A 19,287-nucleotide genomic window follows, 5' to 3' on the forward strand; every position below is an offset into this window, starting at 1 on the left:
ATCTTCGATTTGTCTTTACCTATTTATAACGGAATGCCCGTCTATCCCGGCGATCCCGAGGTGGCGGTCGAAGTGGCGCATACGTACGAGCGGCATACGTGGGAACTGCGCAAGCTGAGCCTCGGCTCCCACACCGGCACCCATGTCGACGCCCCTTCCCATATGCATCCCGGGGCCGCCACGCTCGACGACTTGCCGCCGGAACGGTTCTTCGGCAAGTCCCGGGTCGTTCGGCCCGGAGACGAGTGGCCGGCGGGGCGGGGCTTGTTTTTCTTAGGCGCCGTAGGCATGGAGAGCTTCGAGCGGCTGGCGGAGCTGTCGCCTCCGTTCGTCGGGGGCGAGCTGTCGGAGGAGCTGGAGCGGGCGCTGCTCGGCAGAGGGATCGTGACGTACACCGGGCTGCACGGGCTGGATCGCATTCCCGCCGGCGCGGATTTTATGTTTTACGGCTTTCCGCTCCGCATCGCGGGCGGCGACGGCTCACCGGTGCGCGCGATCGCCGTGCTGGACGAGTAACGAAAGGGCAGAATTTTGAGGCTTATCCCCGTGCCTCAGGGGCAGGGGGATCGCGCCCGCGCCAGGGGCGATGAAACGACGAGCCGGAATCGAAATCGAAAAGCAGCAATCGCAGCAAGAGTCGCAGTCGGATTCGGAGTTGGAGTTGGAGGAAAACGCATGAACGAGCAACGCGTAATTCTAGGAAGTTCGCAGGTGATGACCGTTCAAAGCTTGAAGGACGATCTTGCCAGGCTGGGCGTGGCCCAAGGAGACACCCTGATCGTCCATTCGTCGTTAAGCCGGATCGGCTGGGTGTGCGGCGGTCCCGTCGCCGTCGTCCGGGCGCTGATGGAGACGATTACCCCGGCCGGCAATCTGATCATGCCGACGCATTCCGGCGACTATTCGGAACCGTCCAAGTGGATGATGCCGCCGGTCCCGGAATCGTGGTGGGAGACGATCCGCCGGACGATGCCGGCCTTCGACCCGAAGGTGACCCCGACGAGGGGGATGGGCGCCGTTCCGGAGTGCTTCCGGACGCACGAAGGCGTAATCCGCAGCGGCCACCCCGCTTTGTCGTTCGCGGCATGGGGGAAGGACGCGGAATGGATCGTCCGGGACCATTCGCTCGAATACGGGCTGGGGGAGCAATCCCCGCTGGCCCGCATCTACGATCTGGACGGCAAAGTGCTGCTGCTCGGCGTCTCCTACGACAGCAACACGTCGTTCCACCTGGCCGAGAATCGGGTGGTGAACCCGCCCCAGACGTGGGAAGGCGCTCCGGTGATGGAGAACGGCGAGCGGGTGTGGCGAAAGTACCGGGAAGTGGCGTTCGACACGGACCGGTTCGAGGAGATCGGCGACGATTTCGAGTCGGCGCGCCCGGTGACGAAGGGGAAAATCGGCGTCGCCGACGCCAGGTTGTTCCGGCAGCGCGATTGCGTGGATTACGCCGTCGAGTGGCTGGAGGCGCATCCGAGAGGGAGGGAAGAGTATTGAAGCTGGCTTTGCTGATCATCGATATGCAGAAGCTGTTCATCGATCCCGGCCGCAGCCGAATGGACGTGGAGAGGGCGTGCGAGCATATCAACCACGTGGCGGGTCTTCTTCGCCGCGGGGGCCACACGGTCGTGCACGTGCGTGACGTCGAGGAGGCGGAAGCGGGTGAAGAACGGCTCGGATTCATACCGGAAGTCCGGGTGGAACCTTCCGATCTTCACGTGGAGAAGGTGTACTCGAACGCTTTCTGGCAGACGGGGTTGGAAGCTTTGTTGCGGGAAGCGGGCGCGGATTTGGTCATCGTCTCCGGCTACGCGGCGCAGCACTGCGTTCTCGCGACGTACAACGGGGCCGCCGAGCGCGGCTTCAAGCCGGTTATGCTGCAGCGGGGCATCCTGAGCGAGTACGAGGACGCCATCGCGGCGTCTTATCGGGACCGGAACTTCATCTCTTATCCTGTCGTGGAAACGATGGTGTCGGCAAGATGAGAGGATACAAGGACACGCATATTCTCGTCTCCGCCGATTGCCCCGTCGAGCACGGTGTCGTGCCGACCGCGGGCAAGGCGGGCAAGCCGGCGCACGTCATCCAATACGAGCTGCTCTCCAAGCCCCATCCTTGTCTGCGTACGGCTGAGTGTCGGTCGTCGACCCGGTCTATGAAGCTGCGAAGTGCGGTTCGGATGGGGGCTGCGATTGAGGGTGAATTGTGGAGAAATTCTTCTTTTTTCGAATCGAGGATGAAGCATATCGCTTGTTTTTGATCTATGGATCGGCTATGCTGTGAGTACGATGACAGAGGAAAAGAGAGGTTGGCTCATGGCTAGACTAGGTCCCCGGTTGCAACAGACGAATACGCTTCTTATGATATCGAGCGTTTATTCCTCGCTTACGAAAGCCGAGAAGAAAGTGGCCGATGTCGTCAAGAACAATCCGGAGGAAGCGGTGCTCGCCACCGTGACGGATTTGGCCGAGCAGGCGGGCGTCGGGGAGACGTCGGTCATCCGGTTTTGCCGCAAGCTCGGATTTCGGGGATTTCACGAATTCAAGCTCTCGGTCGCACAGGACTTGGTCGACCGTGCCCCCTCGATCTCGAACATGCGGATCGGCGAAGAGGACGATGTGATGACCGTAGCCCGAAAGCTGACGATGCAGCATGAGCTGCTGCTGAAGAATACGCTGGATCTCGTGAACGTCGATCATCTCAAAGCGGCCATCCGCAAGATGCTCGAGGCGAACCGCATTCTCGTGTACGGCGTCGGCTCCTCCGGCATTACCGCGCTGGACTTGCACTATCGGCTGCTGCGGCTCGGCATGAACGTGGAAGTGCACCGCGACGCGCACATTATCGCCATGTCGGCTGCGCTGGTGCGGAAGGGCGATCTCGTCTTCGGCATCTCGACCTCCGGAAGCACGCGTGATCTGGTCGATCCGGTGCGCCAGGCCAAGAAGAACGGAGCGGAGGTCGTCTGCCTGACGAGCCATCTTCGCTCTCCCATCGCGGCCTACGCCGATCCGGTGCTGCTCGTGCCGTCCCGCGAGATGCCGACCGAGGGCGGCGCTTTGTCGACGAAGTTCACGCAGATTCATCTGCTTAACATCTTGACGACGCTGCTGTCCATGAAGCTGGACACGGCCGCCGAAGCGTTGGAGCGGACTGCGATGTCCGTGGCCGACAAGCTTTATTGAATCGCATTTTCACCCGAGAGAACGATCGCCGCGAATCGTTCTTTTTTCTTTTTTTGGAGGAAAAATTCTTCTTATCAACATTTTTATGTGGAGAAAATATCCATAATGTGGTACGATAATGGCGTCAAGCAATTCTCTCGGAGAAGGGCGATGAGAATGGGAGAGACAGCGGACATCATCGTAGTGGGCGGCGGAATCGGCGGCTGCATGGCCGCTCTCGCCGCGGCCAAGGCGGGACGAAAGGTCGTTCTGACCGAAGAGACCGATTGGCTGGGCGGACAGTTGACTAGCCAGGCGGTGCCTCCGGACGAGCACCCCTGGATCGAAAGCTTCGGCTGCACGCGGAGCTACCGGGAATTTCGCGAACGGGTCCGACGCTATTATCGCGATCATTATCCGCTCACGGGCGAAGCCCGCGGCAACCCGGCGCTCAATCCGGGCAACGGATGGGTAAGCCGGCTCTGCCACGAGCCGCGGGTCGCGCTGCGCGTGTTGGAAGACATGATGGCGCCATATGTCAGCAGCGGCCAAATCGCGATTAGGTACCATTGCCGTCCGGTCGGGGTCCGCATGAACGGAGAGTTCGCCGAATCGGTCGACGTTCGCTGCGAGAAGACGGGCCGCATTCTGACGCTGCAGGGCCGCTATTACATCGATGCGACCGAATGCGGAGACGTGCTGCCGCTGGCCGGCGTCGAGTACGTCACCGGCGCCGAAGCGCGAAGCGAGACGGGCGAACCGCACGCGCCGCCGACGGCGGACCCGCTCGACATCCAGCCGATTACCCATGTGTTCGCCGTAGACTGCATCGAAGGCGGCGACTTCACGATCGAGCGGCCGGAGCAATACGAGTTCTGGCGCAGCTTCGTGCCCGGGTACTCGCGCGATCCGCTCTTCGGTTGGAAGATTCCGAACGCGAGCAAGACCGACGAGATGAGAACGATCTCGTTCATGCCCGACGGCATCGACCCGATGCCGCTGTGGACTTACCGCCGCATAATCGACGCCTCTTTGTTCGAGCCAGGCTTCTACCGAAGCGACATCACCCTTATTAACTGGAGTCACAACGATTACTTGCTAGGTCCGATCTACGATGTGTCCGAGACGGAGAGACAGACGCACCTCGAAGGCGCCAGACAGCTCAGTCTGTCGCTCGTCTATTGGCTGCAGACCGAGGCGCCGAGGCCCGACGGAGGGCGGGGCTATCCCGGCATCCGGCTTCGCGGGGACGTGCTCGGAACCGCCGACGGACTCGCCAAGCGGCCTTACATTCGCGAATCGAGGCGAATCAAAGCCGTTCGGACGGTGACGGAGCACGACGTCAGCCGAGAACTGCGGGGAAGCGAAGGGATACGCCGCTACGAGGACAGCGTAGGGGTGGGCAGCTACCACCTGGACGTGCACCCGACGGTGCGGACGAACCGCACGTTCTATATTCCGAGCGTCCCCTACGAGATTCCGCTCGGGGCGCTGCTCCCGATCCGGGTCGAGAACGTGCTGCCGGGGTGCAAGAACATCGGCACGACGCAAGTCGCGAACGGCTGCTACCGGCTGCACCCCGCGGAGTGGAATATCGGGGAAGCGGTCGGCTATCTGGCCGCCTATGCGGTGCAGCACGGGGTTACGCCCCGCGCCGTACGAGATAGCCCGGAGCATCTGCGGTCGTATCTGAACCTGATTCGCGCCGCAGGCATCGAGACGCACTGGCCGGAAGACCTGAAATTCTAAGAGAGGACGGGGGGGAACGCCGCCATGGAATGGGCGATCGGCGTCGATCTCGGCGGGACGAAAATGCAGTTCGCCGCCATCGATCGTCAAGGCCGGATCGGGCACCGGCATCGGGTGCCGACGAACGCGAAGGCCGGCCCGCAGCAGGTGATGGACCGAATGCTGGAAGGCATCGGGCGCATGATGGCTGCCGTCGGTCCTGGCGAGTCGGTCGTCGGGATCGGAATCGGCAGCGCAGGCCAGATCGACTGGCGCAACGGCGAAGTCGTCTACGCCGGCGATACGCTGCCCGGCTGGACGGGGACGCCGATCCGGCGGCTGGCGGAGGAGCGCTTCGGCAAGCGAACGCACGTCGACAACGACGTCAACGCGGCGGCGGTCGCCGAGAAGCTGTACGGAGCCGGCCGGGAATGCGACAGCTTCGTCTGCCTGACCCTCGGCACGGGAATCGGCGGCGCCGTCTTCGAAGGCGGCCGCTTGGTGCGCGGCGCGTACGGGGGCGCCGGGGAGCTGGGGCACGTTCCGGTCGACTTCAACGGTCCGCGCTGCGGCTGCGGCAACAACGGCTGCATCGAGCTGTACGCATCCGGACCGGGAATCGCCCGTCTGGGCCTTGAAGCGTTGGAGGCGGCGGACGCTCGGGACCGGCCCGCCTGGGAGCCGACCGCCGGGGACATCGTCCGAGCCTGGCTGGCGGGCGACGCGGCGGCGGCGCGAGTGATGGACACCGCCCTGCGCGCGCTCGGAGCCGCCGTCGCCGGATATATTCACGCCTTCAATCCGCAAGCCGTCGTGATCGGAGGCGGCGTCCCGGAAGCGGCGGGACCGGCCTTCCTGGAAGCGCTGAACCGCGAGGTTCGGTCTCGTACGACGCCGGGCATGAGCGGGGCGTGCCGGATACGGGCCGCGTCTCTTGGCGCGGATGCGGGCGTCGTCGGGGCGGGAGCGCTCGTGTGGGACTGCGGCGAGAGCCGGCAAGAACACTGGAGATAAGGAGCGATGAAACCGTGAACAAGCTGAACGTGGCCGTCATTGGAGCCGGATCGATATCCGAGGCTCATCTGAACGCCTACAAACAGAATCCGGAGACGAACCTCTACGCCGTATGCGATTTGAACGCGGACAGAGCCCGTGCCAAAGCCGACAAGCACGGCGCCGCGAAGGTGTACGCCGATTACCGCGAGCTGCTGGCCGACCCCGCCGTGGATGCCGTCAGCGTCTGCACGTGGAACAACTCTCACGCCGAGATCAGCATCGCGGCGCTGGAAGCGGGCAAGCATGTGCTGGTGGAGAAGCCGCTGTGCAAGACGGTGGAAGAGGCGCTTCGGGTGGAGGAAGCCGTACGCAAGAGCGGCAAATGTCTGCAGATCGGCTTCGTCCGGCGGTACAGCTCCAACACCGCGATCGTCAAGCAATTCCTGGAAGCGGGCGAGCTGGGCGAGATTTATTATGCCAAAGCGACCTGCCTGCGCAGACTGGGCAATCCGGGCGGCTGGTTCTCCGACCGCGAGCGCTCGGGCGGCGGCCCGCTCATCGATCTCGGCGTTCACGTCATCGACCTGTGCTGGTACTTGATGGGACGGCCCAAAGTGCGGTCCGTCAGCGGCAACGTCTACAACCGGCTCGGCAACCGCGCTCACGTCAAAGGCCTCTCGTTCTACAAAGCCGCCGATTACGACGCGAGCAAGAACACGGTCGAAGACTTGGCGAATGCGGTCATCCGCTTCGAGAACGGGGCTTCCCTGCTGGTGGACGTCAGCTTCACGCTGCATGCGCTCAAGGATGAGCTGTCCGTCAAAATCTACGGAGACAAGGGCGGGGCGGAGCTCGAACCGGAACTGGCGATCGTGGGCGAGAAGTACGACACGATCCTCAACATAACGCCGCAGGTCGACCACCCGACCTTCCATTTCACGGAAGGGTTCAACCGGGAGATCGATCATTTCGTCGACGCCTGCTTCGGCCGGAGAGAGACGCTCAGCCCGGTCGAAGACGGCGTCGAGATGATGAAAATATTGTGCGGCATTTACGAATCGGCCGAGCAAGGGCGGGAGATCCGCTTCGATGAAGGCGCGCCGGGCGCCGGGCCGCATGCCTGACAGACGGCTCCGGTCGGGCCGATTCGTTGCGGTTTAGGAGGCGAGACGGATGAAGGTTCATTTTCTCGGCACGGCGGCGGCGGAAGGGTATCCGGGGCTGTTCTGCCGGTGCGAGCATTGCAGGCGGGCGAAGGAGCGGGGAGGCCGCGACATTCGAACGCGGAGCTCGGTCATCCTGAACGATACGCTAAAAATCGATTTTCCGCCGGATACGCTGCTTCACGTGCTGCGCGACGGCATCGATCTCGGTTGCGTCCGGGATCTGTTCATTACCCATACGCATCTCGATCATTTGCGGGCGGAAGACCTTCTGCTGCGGATGCCGGTCTACGCGCACGGGCTGGATCGCCCGCTCAGGGTGTACGGTCACGATGCCGCCGTCCGGAAATGCCGCGACGCGGTCGGCTACGCCAATCCCGAGCGGATCGACGTCCGGCGCATCGTTCCGTTCGAGACCGTCGACACCGGAACCGCCTTGGTGACGGCTCTGCCCGCCAATCACGATCCGGAGGAGACCTGCCTGCTCTATTATATCGAGACGGGCGGGCGGACCTTGTTTTACGGCCACGATACGGGGCCGCTGCCGGACGACGCTTGGGCCTGGCTGAGCGGCAGGCGGATCGATCTGGCGATATTGGACTGCACGAACGGAACGCTTCCGTTTACGGGCGGCCACCTGAACGTCGAAGCGGTGCTGGGCATTCGCGACCGGATGAAGGGAGAGGGGATGCTCGGACCGGACGGCCGAGTCGTCGCGACCCACTTCTCCCACAACATCGGGCTGATGCACGAGGATTTGGTGTCGATTTTCGCTCCGGAAGGAATCGAAGTCGCTTACGACGGCTTTGTGCTGAGCGTTTAAGCGAAGAGCGGCCGCCGCCGGCAAGCATCCGATCGGGCTCAATTCTCCAAAATCAAGTCGACATCGACCTCGAACATTCGCAGCCAAGGCATCGCGACGCGCGCCAGCTTGACCCTGTCCGGCCGCAGATCCTGCCAGTAGGCTGCGATGAATTGCTCCATCTTCGACCGGATCAGGCGCGTCACCCGGTCGTGAACGCCGGAGACGTCGAAGTAGTTGCCGCCGATGGACGGGAGCTGCTGCGCGACTTCGGCGCGAATGACCGACTGGTAGCCCCAGTCCTCGAGCAGGCGTGACAGATAGAACGCTTCGCTGTTGCGCTTGCGGTTCGGATTCGCCGAGGTTACACCGGCTTTGCGGTAATAGGATTCTACGATCGCATGGGCGATCGCGGTGCCCAGCGTATTGCCCGACGTGTTCCACCCCGCGTAGGCGGACAGCTTCGGCAGCAAGCCGGAGCCGGACAGCAGCTTCATGAGCGGCGCATCCGCGCCGTTGCTGACCGCGACGTCGGCGAGGGCGACCGTCAGGCCCCGATCGGCATACCGGCGGATGGCGACCGCGAATTCCCGGAGATTCGTCTCGGCGAAATAAGCCGCATGCCGCTCCCCGTACCGCTGCGGAGCTTCCGCCATCGCGGATTGCCCGACCGGCGGGGAATTAACCATCAGCACGAAGTCGGCGCTCGCGGCATGATCGCCGATGAAGCCGCCGGCCGCGCCGATCTGGCTTTTGAGGCTCTCGCCCAGACTGCGATCCTCGTATTTGGGCATCGCGAACGGGCCGGATACGGAAGAATGGCGGACATAGACTTCGGGCTGATAACGGCAGCACTCGCAGAAGATCCGGGCCAGCAGCGTGCAGCCGACTTCGTCCGCGCCGGGATACAGGTAGATGCGGTCCAGAAGCCGCTTCTCTTCGACCGCCAGCTGCAATTGCCGCTGCTCGATCGAGCTATACCCGTACTTGGCATTGTCGTCGAGCGGGATGACGAGGAAGTCGACGACGCCCTCTTGCGTCAGATCGACCGCCATTCGGTTCACGGCGGCGTTCACGAGCCGGCGGCCGGCGAAGTCCGCCAGGACGGCTTCCGGCACCGACGCCGTCAGGCGGTCCCATTCCCGCCGCTCGTCGCCGCTTAAGTCTTCCCGCGACCGCTTGTCCGTGAGCCAGCCGATGCGGGCGATCTGCTCGCCGTACGAAGCGTAGTAGTCGGGCTCCTCGTCATCGCTGTTGTAAGCCGGCGCTCTCATGATCAGATTGAAGGCAAAGATTCGCAGCCGTGGGTTTCTCCGTTTGCATTCCGCCAACGTCGTCAAGCGGCGCCTGCATTCGGATTCCGGGAGACGGTGAAGCCTGGAAGGCACGATGCCGCCGTATACGAGCATATCTACCGAGGCGAGCAAATAATCGGCATCGGCGGTTGCCCGAAGCAGCCAGCCGGCCAGCGCTTCCGTGTCCGCGGGCGTCTTCTTCCGTCCCAGGAGAGCGGAAGGGGGCGCTTCGACCTCCAGATCGGTAGCCGAAGCGATCTGCAGCGGGAATTTGGCGTTACACGGTCGTTCATCCAACGGGACATATACGATTCGGGCCATGCGGAGCCTCCTGTCACATTTTTTGCTTAATTATAGCACACATATAGAATGAATTCTCCAATATTATAGTCATATATGGAGGAATATTTCGCCTATATAAGCGAAGATCCTAGCCGGATTCGACAAGAAGGAGGCCAGTTGGATGAAAAAAATCGGCTTCATCGATTATTTTCTGGATGAATGGCATGCCGAGCACTATCCGGCATGGATCGAGCGGGCATCGGCCGGCGCGGCGTCCGTCGTCTATGCGTATGGCAAGACGGATTCGCCGAACGGCCGCAGCAATGCCGAATGGTGCAGCCGGCACGGCATTCGGCTGCTGCCGTCGATCGAGGAGCTCGTGGACGCCAGCGACGCGATCGTCGTCTTGTCCCCGGATCACCCGGAGCAGCACGAAGAGCTGTCGCGGCTCGCCTTGCAATCCGGCAAACCGACCTACGTCGACAAGACGTTCGCTCCCGACCGGATGACGGCCCAAGCGATGTTCGCGCGGGCTCGCGAGCACGGCACCCCGTTGTATTCCTGCTCTGCGCTCCGATTCGCCGACGAATACGCCGGGATGGACCGGCAAGGGATCGAGAATGTCTGCAGCATAGGCCCGGGTTCGTTCAACCATTATGCCATCCACCAGATCGAGCCGATCGTCTCGCTGATGGGCGGCGAACCGACAAGAGTCATGTCGGTCGGCACGCCGAACGCCCCGGCACTGCTCATCGGATTCGCGGACGGAAGGCAGGCGGCGGTTCATCAAATGGGCTGGGACTGCCCTTTTCAGATAGCGGTCGCGTACACTTCCGGCCAAGCGAAGGTGGCGAAGCCCGAATCGGATTATTTCGACCGTTTCGTCCGCAAGCTGCTGGCGTTCTTCGAGACCGGGGAACCGGAGGTGCCGGAGGGCGAGACGATCGCGATCGTCACCGTCATCGAATACGGGCTCCGGGCGATGGCGGCTCCTTATCAGTGGGTGCAGCTTCCGCACGGAGAGAGGACGCGGACCAGCGAGAATGGAGGCGAGATCCGCCGCGTATGACGAACGAGAACGGGAACTCCATGACGGAAAAAGGCGGGTTGACGCCGCATCCGCTCCTCTCCGGGCTGAAGCACGGATTGATCGTGTCTTGCCAGGCGTTGGAGGGAGAGCCGCTGTTCGGATCGGAGACGATGGCGTTGATGGCGTCGGCGGCGGAAGAAGGAGGCGCCGTCGCGATCCGGGCCAACACCCCTCAAGACATCCGCGCGATCAAGAAGAAGTCGAGGCTGCCGGTCATCGGCCTGTACAAGAAGCAGTATCCCGGCGCTGAAGCTTACATTACGCCGACGCTGCGCGAGGTCCGCGAGATTTGGGAGGCGGGAGCCGACATGGTGGCATTCGACGCGACGCGATTGTCCAGACCGAACGGGGAGACGACGGAACAATTCGTCGCCCGAATCCGCGAGCTGCTGCCGGAGGCCGTTCTGGTGGCGGACGTCTCCACCTACGAAGAAGGAGCGGCCGCCATGGATATGGGCGTGGACGCGGTCTCGACGACCCTGTCCGGCTATACCCCGTACAGCCTGCAGCAGGAGAAGCCGGACGTGGAGCTGGTCGCCAGACTGGCGGCGCTGCGAAGAACGCCCGTGCTGGCCGAAGGCCGCATCTGGACTCCGGAGCAATGCGTAGCTTGCCTGAACGCCGGAGCGTATGCCGTCGTCGTCGGAACGGCCATTACACGGCCGCAGGAGATCGCGCGGAGGTTCGTTCATGCCATTCTGGAAAATCGGCAGAGCAGCCCGTTTTTGTGAAATAAATAAATCTTTCCATTCGACAAAATCAAAGAAATAAAGTTCCAATCTTGCATTGACTTGGATTCGATCCCCATATTATAGTGTGGATATAATCGTCATAAAATTTAGAAAACATGGAGTAAAACACCAAAATTTCCGTCCGGTTCGTCCGCAAGCTTGGAGAGTCATTCCAATTCGCTTTTCCGTTCCATTGCTGTGCCAACCATTATTAAATGAAGAGAGGGACAAGCATGACCAGGAAAATCCGAATTCCCGCCTTGCTGGCCGTCGGCGCCGTCGCCGTCTCGATGATCTCGGCTTGCGGCGGCAAGAGCGACAACGGCAACACCGCCAATCCGAGCGAATCGGCCAAGGGGTCACCGACCGCGTCGTCTGCGCCATCCGGATCGTCATCCGCTTCGGCCAGCCCGAGCGCCGAAGCGAAGAAGGACATCACGCTGCAATTTTGGACCATCTCGCTCAGCCCGAATTTCGACGACTACATCAATGGGCGAATCCGGAAGTTCGAAGACGAGAACCCGGGCGTCAAGGTCAAATGGACGGATCTGCCGTACGACGCGATGGAGAACAAACTGCTGACGTCGATCGCCGGCGGCAACGCCCCCGACGTCGTCAACCTGAACACCGGCATGACGATGACGCTGGCCGGCAAGAACGCGCTGGTCGATATGAACAAGGAAGCGACGGAAGAGCAGCGGTCGATCTACTTCGAAAGTCTGTACAATTCCGCCAAGCTTGGCGACAGCGTCTACGCTTTCCCCTGGTATTACGGGCTGAACGCCTTTATTTACAATAAGGAAATTTACGAGAAAGCGGGCCTCGATCCGAACAAGCCGCCGACCACCTGGGAGGAACTGAAGCAGCAGGCCATTACGATCAAAGAGAAGACGGGCAAATACGGCTTCGTCCCTACCTACAACCCGCCGGCCGATCTTTACTTCTCCGGCGTGCCCATGATTAGCGAAGACAAGAAAAAGATGATCATCAACACGCCGGAAGCGCTGGAATGGGTCAAATGGAACAAGGAGCTGTACGACCAGAAGATCGTGCCGAAGGAAAGCTTGTCTGCGGACGCCAACTACGCCACCGACAAATACCAGTCGGGCCAGATCGCCACGCTGACGACCGGCGCCGCCTTCCTGAGCCGCGTGAAAACCAACGCCAAGAAAGTGTACGACAACACGCTGGTGGCGAAGATGCCCGCGATGAAAACCGGCAAATACCACGCCGGTCTGATGAACCTGGTCGTGCCTTCGGCGAGCAAGAACCATAAAGAAGCGATCGCGCTCGCCAACTTCATGACCAACGACGAATCGCAGCTCGAGTTCTGCAAGATCGTCAACATTTTGCCCTCCACCAAGAAGGCGGCGGCCGATCCGTTCTTCTCGCAAGCCGGAGACGATCCGGAGTCCAAGACGAAGATCATTACCGCCGAGGAAGCGGCGAATGCGCAAGACTTCACGCTGGGCGTAAAGGACGAAGGCAAAATACTGGAGCCGCTTTGGAAAAATTGGCAGAAGATGCTTCTCGGCCAGATGACGCCCGAACAGTACCTCTCCGAATCGGAAGCGGCCGCCCAGAAGCTGCTGGATGAAGTCAATGCGGCGGGCGGCTGACGAACGAACGTCTCGCCGAGGCTCGGCGGGAGCGGGCTGAGTCCCGCTCCCGCCGGTCCGGCCGAGCGGACCGTTCCATTATGCGGGGGTGATCATTCTTGTTCTCCAACAAGCTCATGAGACGCCAAGCCGGATTCGCTTATCTCCTGTTGATCCCCGGTTGCGTGCTGCTGCTGACTTTTACGTTTTATCCGATTGTTCGCGGCCTGCCGCTCGCCTTCACCGACTATTCGGTCATCGACTCGACCCATTGGGTCGGATGGGACAATTTCAAGCGGGCGTTCTCGGATTCGACCTTCGGTCTGGCGCTGAAGCATTCCCTTCTCTACGTGCTGGTCGTTCCGGTTCTTCAGATCTTGTCCATTCTGATGGCCGTGCTCGTTAACAACAAGCTCAAATTCGTCCATTTCTTCCGGGTCGCTTACTTCGTGCCGGTCGTTACGTCGATGGTCGCGGCGGCGATCGCATGGAAGTGGGTATACGAGGAGCAGGGGATTCTGAATTTCTTCCTGCTCAAGCTTCATATCGTGCGCGAGCCGATCGTGTTCATGATCGAGACGAAGCTGGCGCTGCTTGGCGTCATGATCGTGACGGTGTGGAAAGGCTTGGGCTACTACATGATGATCTATCTCGCCGGCCTTCAGTCGATTCCGGCCGAGCTGGTGGAGTCGGCCCGCATCGACGGGGCGGGCTGGTGGAGAACCGTCCGGCATATCACGATCCCTCTGCTGATGCCGTTCGTCCTCCTGTGCTCCCTCATATCCGTCATGGGGGCGATTCATGTATTCGACGAGGTGTTCGTCATGCACGGCGAACTCGGCGATCCCGCCTATTCGACGATCACGACCAGCGTCTATTCCTACAAAGTGGCGTTCAAAGACTTCGAGTTCGGATATTCGGCCACGATCGGCCTGCTCGTCTCGATCATCATCATGGCCATCTCCATCGTTATGTTCCGGTACACGAGAAGAGGAGGGTTGACCTATTATGAGTGAGCCTGCCTCCGTCGTGTCCGCAGCCCCTCCCACCATCCGGGCGGAGAAGTGGACGAAGAAGAAGATCTTGCAGGCGATCGTCATTTATCCTTTGCTGCTGCTGACGACCTGCGTTACGCTGGGCCCGTTCTTGTGGCTGCTCGCGACGGCGCTCAAGACCGGGGACAACGTCTATGCGTATCCGCCGCAATTCATCCCGAACCCCATTACGTTCCAAAATTTCATCGACGTCTTCCATATCATGCCGTTATGGACCTATATCGGCAATACGGTCTACATGACGGCGATGGGCGTCGGCTTGAACCTGATGCTGTGCACGGTGACGGCGTATCCGCTGGCGAGGCTTCGCTTCCCGGGCCGCAATGCGATCTTCTTCACGATGGTCAGCACGATGATTCTGCCCAATGCCGCCGGCATGATCGTCAACTTCCTGACGATCCAGTCGCTGGGGCTGTACAATACGATGCTGGGCGTTGTGCTGCCTTCGGCGATCAGCATCTTCAACGTCTTCCTGCTTCGCCAGGCGTTCATTACGGTGCCGAACGACATGGATCATTCCGCCAGAATCGACGGCGCGAGCGAATTCCGAATTTTCGCGCAGATCATCGTTCCGATGATTCGGCCGGCGATTGCGACCGTTGTGATCTTCGACTTTATGGCGTTCTGGAACAGCCTGATCTGGCCGGTCATCGTCCTCGACGACAGAGCCCATTATCCGCTCGGTCCGGCGCTGAAATATTTGAACAGCACTCTCGCGTACAATTTCCCCTACATCGCCGCGGGAACGATCATCTCCGTCATTCCGATCGTGCTCATATTTCTCGTGCTGCAGAAGCAGTTCATCAACGGCATGGTCGGCGCGGTCAAAGGCTGAACGGGAAGCGGCATTCATTAGGAGAAGGAGGCGTCAGACATCGGCATGAACCCGAATACGGATAAGGATACGGAACTGGCTTGGCACTCTCCTATGAGCGAGCCGTTCCAGATCGCCGGATTTCCATGGTGGGAGAAGGAGAGGCGGTACCGCCGGCTGCCGCTTGCCCCCGGCTTCCCGCTGCCTCCGGCGGTCGACGAACTGGCGAATTGCACCGCGGGAGGGCAGATCCGCTTCCGGACGAATTCCGCTCGGTTGGCGCTTAAGGTCAAGCTCGCCGGGGCGGCGAATATGAGCCATATGCCGGCTACGGGGCAGTGCGGCTTCGACTGCTATATCGAAGCGTTCGGGGAGATGACCTACGTGAACACAACCAAATACGACCATACGCGAACGGAATACGAATGCGTCCTGTACGACAAGCTAGAGCCCGTGCTCCGTCCGGTAACGTTGTATTTCCCTCTCTATCAAGGCGTCGAAGAAGTGCTGATCGGACTGGATGCGGGCGCTGAGGCGGCTGCGCCGCCGCCGTTCGCCATCCGCGAACGGATCGTCATCTACGGCACGTCCATTACGCAGGGAGGCTGCGCCGCGAGACCCGGAATGGCTTATCCGAATATCGTGAGCCGGAAGCTGAACGCCGAAGTGATTAACCTTGGGTTCTCCGGCAACGGGAAAGGCGAGGCGGAAGTGGCCCGCATCATCAGCGGGATTCCGAATCCGGGGCTTCTCGTTCTCGACTATGAAGCCAATAGCGTCAGTCCGGAGCTGTTCCGGAGCACGCTGCCCGAATTCATCCGGATCTTCCGCGGCCGGCATCCCGACGTGCCGATCGCGGTGCTGCCGCAAATTCGATTCGCGAGGGAGGTGATCGACCGCGAACTGTTCGAATTGAGGCAATTGCGAAAGCGCATACAATCGGAGGTGGTGCAGGCGTGCCGGGAGGGAGGAGACGAGCGGATCTACTTGCTCGACGGCGACTCGCTGCTCGGACCCGACTTCCATGAATGCACGGTGGACGGCGTTCATCCGACCGACCTGGGTTTCTCCCGGATGGCCGAATATTTGACGTCCGTTCTGCGGCAATTGTGCCGAGTCGGCTCGTAACGGACGACGGCAGAGACACGGCTTGTTCGGTTCGATCCATTCCATGACGAAGCGAGGGGATGAATGATGAGACGTAAAATGATCGTCAGCATAGCGATGGCGGCAGGGTTATTCGGCGCATCCGCCGTATTCGCCGATTCGGCGACCGTGCCCGTCGCTTCTCTGCAACCGGCGGTGCATCTGGAGAAGCCGCAGCTGTACGGAACGGGGGGCAAGCTCATTCTGAGCGATTCCCCGGAGACGATCTCCGGAACCGGGGCGTTGTACCGGGATCGGGTGGAGGGTGAATTTCGGGTATTTTGGCATCATCAGAATACTTCTTCCTCCATCTATGCCGTCGGCGTCGCCGTCACCAACACGTCGAACCAGACGGTAAAGCTCTACACGAAGGGCAGCGGGATCGGCACGAACTTGTACGTGGACGTCGCCGGCCAGAACGCGCTTGCCGACTTCCTGAACAGCCAGAACGACAAGCGCTTGGCCGCCGCGCTGGAACCGGGACAGAGCTATTACGTGTCGAAGCCGACCGAACCGGAAATAACGAACAGCGGCATCGTGCAGTTCGAGGCGTTAACGAAGCAAGGGAACAGGCCGGCGCAAGTGACGGTCACCACCTTGAGTTACGACGCACCGCCCGAGCATCCCGATCAGATCGCCGTTCTGCCGGAGGATTCACATACGCGCGGAACGTTCCCCCACTTTGACAGGTTCGGTCTGATCCGCTACGATACGGCGACGGGCAACGCCTTCCTGCGGGTGGATTCGGCCGCTTACGGCCAATGGAGCGACAGCATGCCGGGCGAATACGAGGAAGGATGGGACGCCGTCGGCGGCAAGACCGTCATCAACAACGGCAATTACGGCGTCATGTACCGTTTCGGCGTGCGCGTTACGAACAGCTTGCACGAGCGCCGCACCGGCAGCTTGTATCTTAACCCGTCCGGCGGCTACGGTCATTTCGCGCTGCTGTGGAACAAACAACTGTACCAGTCGGGCTTCGTCAGTTGGGAGAACGCTTGGCATATTACCGATTTCAAGGTGAACCCGAACGGCGGCCTGTTCAGCTCCGAGATGAGCCTGACCGGAGGCTCCGCCGGGCCGCAGGTCATCTACTTCACCAACGAGCCCAAATAATCGGAATCCAGACGAACGGCTTCTTGCGGGCGGCGCAGGGATCAACTCCCTGGCGCCGCCGTTTGTTGATTTCGATCCGCCGTCGCGTTCTTCGGGCATGGTGAAAGGGAATGGACAACTCCGTTTTATTTTTGTTTTTGTTTGAAAACGGATATTCAAAAATAAACAAAGATGATATAATCCAAATAAGCAAAAACAAAAATAAAACCAAACATCCGGAGGTCTTATTCATGGTACAAAGCTTGTGGGATTTTTCGAAAGCTTCGCAACTGCAGAGCGATCTCGACCTGCTCGTCTACCGCTCGAACCTTATCGGCGCGGATCGGCGCGTCTGCAACTGGGGCGGCGGCAACACGTCGAGCAAGACGGTCGTCAAGGATTTCCGCGGCCGCGACGTGGAAGTGATGTACGTCAAAGGCAGCGGCTCCGACCTTGCGACGATGAAGGCCGGCCATTTCACCGGTCTGCGCATGGACGACATCCGTCCGCTGTTCGAGCTCGACGCGATGACGGACGAAGACATGGTCGCATATCTGGCGAACTGCATGATCGACGCCAAGCATCCGCGCGCTTCGATCGAGACGCTGCTGCACGCTTTCCTCCCGTTCAAGCATGTCGACCACACCCACCCGGATTCCATCATCAGCCTGTGCTGCGCGGACAACGGCAAGGAGTTGGCCAAGGAAATTTTCGGCGACCGCTTCGTATGGGTTCCGTACGTCCGCCCGGGCTTCACGCTGTCCAAAATGATCGCGCAAGCCGTGCTCGCCAACCCGAAGGCCGAGCTCGTGCTGATGGAGAAGCACGGCCTCGTCACCTGGGGCGACACGTCGGAGGAAGCGTACGCGCAGACGATCAAAATCATCAGCGAAGCGGAAGCTTACATCGAAGCCCGCATCGACGAGAAGAAGCTGTTCGGCGGCGTCAGGCACGCGCCTCTGCCGGCGGAAGCCCGGCGCGCCATCGCGGCCGAAGTGATGCCGGTCATCCGCGGCGCCGTCAGCGACGCGAAGAAAATGATCCTCACCTTCGACGATCAGGACGACGTGCTCGCCTTCGTCGGCGGCGAGAATTCTCCGAAGCTGTCCCAGGTCGGCGCCGCTTGTCCGGACCATCTCGTGCACACGAAGGTCGTGCCGCTCTTCGTCGACTGGACGCCGAACGCGGACGACGTCGAAGGCTTGAAAGCGATTCTGAAACAAAGCATCGCCGAATACAAAGAGCAGTACAAAGCTTACTTCGAACGCAACAAAAACGAAGGCGACGTCATGTTCGAAGCGGCGCCGCGCGTCATCCTGATCCCCGGCGTCGGCATGATCAACACCGGCAAGAGCTGGGCCAACGCTCAAGTGAGCGGGGCCCTGTACCACCGCGCGATCGCCGTCATGCGCGGCGCGACCGCCCTGGGCAACTTCGTCTCGCTCAGCGAGAACGAATCGTACAACGTCGAATATTGGCCGCTGGAGCTTTACAAGCTGACGCTGGCTCCGCCGGAAGCGGAATTTTCCCGTCAAGTCGCGTTCATTACGGGCGGCGCAGGCGGCATCGGCAGCGAGACGGCCCGCCGGCTCGTGTCCGAAGGCGCGCACGTCGTGCTGGCCGACCTGAACCTGGAAGGCGCGGAGAAGGTGGCCGCCGAAATCAACGCCAAGCATGGCGACAACCGCGCGATCGCCGTTAAAATGGACGTAACGAACGAAGAAGCGGTGCAGGCGGCTTACGCGCTCACCGCGCTCACCTACGGCGGCGTCGACATCATCGTCAACAACGCGGGCCTCGCGACGTCCAGCCCGTTCGACGAAACGTCGCTGAAGGAATGGAACCTGAACATGAACGTGCTCGGCACCGGCTATTTCCTCGTGGCGCGCGAAGCGTTCAAGATCATGAAGACGCAAGCGATCGGCGGCAGCATGGTGTTCATCGGCTCCAAAAACTCCGTCTACGCCGGCAAGAACGTCACCGCCTACAGCTCGGCCAAGGCGCTGGAAGCGCATCTGGCGCGCTGCATAGCGGCGGAAGGCGGCGAGCACGGCATCCGCGTCAACACGATCCTGCCGGACGCGATCCTGCAAGGCTCCGCCATCTGGAACAGCAGCTGGCGCAACGAGCGGGCGGCCGCTTACGGCATCGAGCCGGATCAACTGGAAGAATACTACCGCAAGCGCACGACGCTGCTCGTCAACATTTACCCGCGGGACATCGCCGAAGGCGTCGCCTTCTTCGCTTCGTCCAAAGCGTCCAAGACGACGGGCTGCATGCTGACGATCGACGGCGGCGTGCCGGCGGCTTTCACCCGATAAAAGAGGA

18 protein-coding genes are annotated in these 19,287 nt (G+C 61.0%); 17 read left to right on the forward strand and 1 reads right to left on the reverse strand.

What is annotated here, in order from left to right:
- Window positions 1–9: 9 nt before the first annotated feature.
- The 9 genes from G485_RS0109995 (at window position 10) to G485_RS0110040 (ending at window position 7,874) form a co-directional block, all read left to right on the forward strand.
- Window positions 10–516, forward strand: a complete 507-nt coding sequence (locus G485_RS0109995; protein ID WP_240489113.1) for a cyclase family protein — start codon at window positions 10–12, stop codon at window positions 514–516.
- Between the two features lie 159 nt (window positions 517–675).
- Window positions 676–1,497 carry an AAC(3) family N-acetyltransferase gene (locus tag G485_RS0110005; RefSeq protein ID WP_027092442.1) on the forward strand — a complete coding sequence of 274 codons (822 nt, stop codon included), beginning with the start codon at window positions 676–678 and terminating at the stop codon, window positions 1,495–1,497.
- Complete coding sequence (locus G485_RS0110010) at window positions 1,494–1,985, forward strand: cysteine hydrolase family protein (RefSeq protein WP_027092443.1); 492 nt, start codon at window positions 1,494–1,496, stop codon at window positions 1,983–1,985. The genes G485_RS0110005 and G485_RS0110010 overlap by 4 nt, the downstream gene beginning before the upstream one ends.
- Entirely contained in the window at window positions 1,982–2,260 is a 279-nt protein-coding gene (locus G485_RS0110015; protein WP_027092444.1) for a hypothetical protein, read from the forward strand. Before G485_RS0110010 ends, G485_RS0110015 begins: the two co-directional genes overlap by 4 nt.
- A gap of 55 nt (window positions 2,261–2,315) precedes the next feature.
- Entirely contained in the window at window positions 2,316–3,185 is an 870-nt protein-coding gene (locus G485_RS0110020) for a MurR/RpiR family transcriptional regulator (protein WP_027092445.1), read from the forward strand.
- A 150-nt stretch (window positions 3,186–3,335) separates the two neighbouring features.
- Complete coding sequence (locus G485_RS0110025; RefSeq protein ID WP_027092446.1) at window positions 3,336–4,913, forward strand: FAD-dependent oxidoreductase; 1,578 nt, start codon at window positions 3,336–3,338, stop codon at window positions 4,911–4,913.
- Between the two features lie 24 nt (window positions 4,914–4,937).
- Window positions 4,938–5,906: an ROK family protein gene (locus tag G485_RS25885; protein ID WP_035155549.1), complete on the forward strand. Its 969-nt coding sequence runs from the start codon at window positions 4,938–4,940 to the stop codon at window positions 5,904–5,906.
- Window positions 5,907–5,920: 14 nt separating this feature from the next.
- Window positions 5,921–7,012, forward strand: coding sequence for a Gfo/Idh/MocA family protein (locus G485_RS0110035; RefSeq protein ID WP_027092447.1), 1,092 nt, complete (start codon window positions 5,921–5,923; stop codon window positions 7,010–7,012).
- Window positions 7,013–7,061: 49 nt separating this feature from the next.
- On the forward strand, window positions 7,062–7,874 hold the full coding sequence (locus tag G485_RS0110040) for an MBL fold metallo-hydrolase (RefSeq protein ID WP_027092448.1): 813 nt from the start codon (window positions 7,062–7,064) through the stop codon (window positions 7,872–7,874).
- A 38-nt stretch (window positions 7,875–7,912) separates the two neighbouring features.
- On the opposite strand, the gene G485_RS0110045 is transcribed toward G485_RS0110040, so the two are convergent.
- Complete coding sequence (locus G485_RS0110045; RefSeq protein WP_027092449.1) at window positions 7,913–9,469, reverse strand: DUF4127 family protein; 1,557 nt, start codon at window positions 9,467–9,469, stop codon at window positions 7,913–7,915.
- Between the two features lie 142 nt (window positions 9,470–9,611).
- On the opposite strand from G485_RS0110045, the gene G485_RS25890 reads away from it, so the two are divergent.
- From G485_RS25890 to G485_RS0110085, 8 genes are all read left to right on the forward strand, one after another.
- Complete coding sequence (locus tag G485_RS25890; protein ID WP_051318156.1) at window positions 9,612–10,499, forward strand: Gfo/Idh/MocA family protein; 888 nt, start codon at window positions 9,612–9,614, stop codon at window positions 10,497–10,499.
- On the forward strand, window positions 10,496–11,251 hold the full coding sequence (locus G485_RS0110055; protein ID WP_240489115.1) for an N-acetylmannosamine-6-phosphate 2-epimerase: 756 nt from the start codon (window positions 10,496–10,498) through the stop codon (window positions 11,249–11,251). Before G485_RS25890 ends, G485_RS0110055 begins: the two co-directional genes overlap by 4 nt.
- Before the next feature lie 233 nt (window positions 11,252–11,484).
- On the forward strand, window positions 11,485–12,870 hold the full coding sequence (locus G485_RS25895; RefSeq protein ID WP_051318157.1) for an ABC transporter substrate-binding protein: 1,386 nt from the start codon (window positions 11,485–11,487) through the stop codon (window positions 12,868–12,870).
- Window positions 12,871–12,968: 98 nt separating this feature from the next.
- Window positions 12,969–13,865 (forward strand): carbohydrate ABC transporter permease, encoded by an 897-nt coding sequence (locus G485_RS0110065; RefSeq protein ID WP_205620137.1) that lies wholly within the window; start codon window positions 12,969–12,971, stop codon window positions 13,863–13,865.
- Window positions 13,858–14,739, forward strand: coding sequence for a carbohydrate ABC transporter permease (locus tag G485_RS0110070; RefSeq protein WP_035155553.1), 882 nt, complete (start codon window positions 13,858–13,860; stop codon window positions 14,737–14,739). The genes G485_RS0110065 and G485_RS0110070 overlap by 8 nt, the downstream gene beginning before the upstream one ends.
- Before the next feature lie 45 nt (window positions 14,740–14,784).
- A complete protein-coding gene (locus tag G485_RS0110075) occupies window positions 14,785–15,846 on the forward strand; it encodes an SGNH/GDSL hydrolase family protein (protein ID WP_084423238.1) in 1,062 nt (353 codons plus the stop codon).
- Window positions 15,847–15,909: 63 nt separating this feature from the next.
- Window positions 15,910–16,980, forward strand: coding sequence for a hypothetical protein (locus G485_RS0110080; RefSeq protein WP_156922247.1), 1,071 nt, complete (start codon window positions 15,910–15,912; stop codon window positions 16,978–16,980).
- A 230-nt stretch (window positions 16,981–17,210) separates the two neighbouring features.
- Window positions 17,211–19,280: a bifunctional rhamnulose-1-phosphate aldolase/short-chain dehydrogenase gene (locus G485_RS0110085; RefSeq protein WP_027092455.1), complete on the forward strand. Its 2,070-nt coding sequence runs from the start codon at window positions 17,211–17,213 to the stop codon at window positions 19,278–19,280.
- The last annotated feature ends 7 nt before the right edge of the window (window positions 19,281–19,287 follow it).

This window comes from Cohnella thermotolerans DSM 17683 (assembly GCF_000429825.1).
In the GTDB taxonomy this organism is placed as follows: Bacteria; Bacillota; Bacilli; order Paenibacillales; family Paenibacillaceae; genus Cohnella; species Cohnella thermotolerans.

Excerpts from the sequence above, each read along its gene's own strand:
- G485_RS0110005 (WP_027092442.1), top strand. The coding sequence starts at position 676 with ATGAACGAGCAACGCGTAATTCTAGGAAGTTCGCAGGTGATGACCGTT.
- G485_RS0110015 (WP_027092444.1), top strand. The coding sequence starts at position 1,982 with ATGAGAGGATACAAGGACACGCATATTCTCGTCTCCGCCGATTGCCCC.
- G485_RS0110020 (WP_027092445.1), top strand. The coding sequence starts at position 2,316 with ATGGCTAGACTAGGTCCCCGGTTGCAACAGACGAATACGCTTCTTATG.
- G485_RS0110025 (WP_027092446.1), top strand. The coding sequence starts at position 3,336 with ATGAGAATGGGAGAGACAGCGGACATCATCGTAGTGGGCGGCGGAATC.
- G485_RS25885 (WP_035155549.1), top strand. The coding sequence starts at position 4,938 with ATGGAATGGGCGATCGGCGTCGATCTCGGCGGGACGAAAATGCAGTTC.
- G485_RS0110040 (WP_027092448.1), top strand. The coding sequence starts at position 7,062 with ATGAAGGTTCATTTTCTCGGCACGGCGGCGGCGGAAGGGTATCCGGGG.
- G485_RS0110045 (WP_027092449.1), bottom strand. The coding sequence starts at position 9,469 with ATGGCCCGAATCGTATATGTCCCGTTGGATGAACGACCGTGTAACGCC.
- G485_RS25890 (WP_051318156.1), top strand. The coding sequence starts at position 9,612 with ATGAAAAAAATCGGCTTCATCGATTATTTTCTGGATGAATGGCATGCC.
- G485_RS0110055 (WP_240489115.1), top strand. The coding sequence starts at position 10,496 with ATGACGAACGAGAACGGGAACTCCATGACGGAAAAAGGCGGGTTGACG.
- G485_RS25895 (WP_051318157.1), top strand. The coding sequence starts at position 11,485 with ATGACCAGGAAAATCCGAATTCCCGCCTTGCTGGCCGTCGGCGCCGTC.
- G485_RS0110070 (WP_035155553.1), top strand. The coding sequence starts at position 13,858 with ATGAGTGAGCCTGCCTCCGTCGTGTCCGCAGCCCCTCCCACCATCCGG.
- G485_RS0110075 (WP_084423238.1), top strand. The coding sequence starts at position 14,785 with ATGAACCCGAATACGGATAAGGATACGGAACTGGCTTGGCACTCTCCT.
- G485_RS0110080 (WP_156922247.1), top strand. The coding sequence starts at position 15,910 with ATGATGAGACGTAAAATGATCGTCAGCATAGCGATGGCGGCAGGGTTA.
- G485_RS0110085 (WP_027092455.1), top strand. The coding sequence starts at position 17,211 with ATGGTACAAAGCTTGTGGGATTTTTCGAAAGCTTCGCAACTGCAGAGC.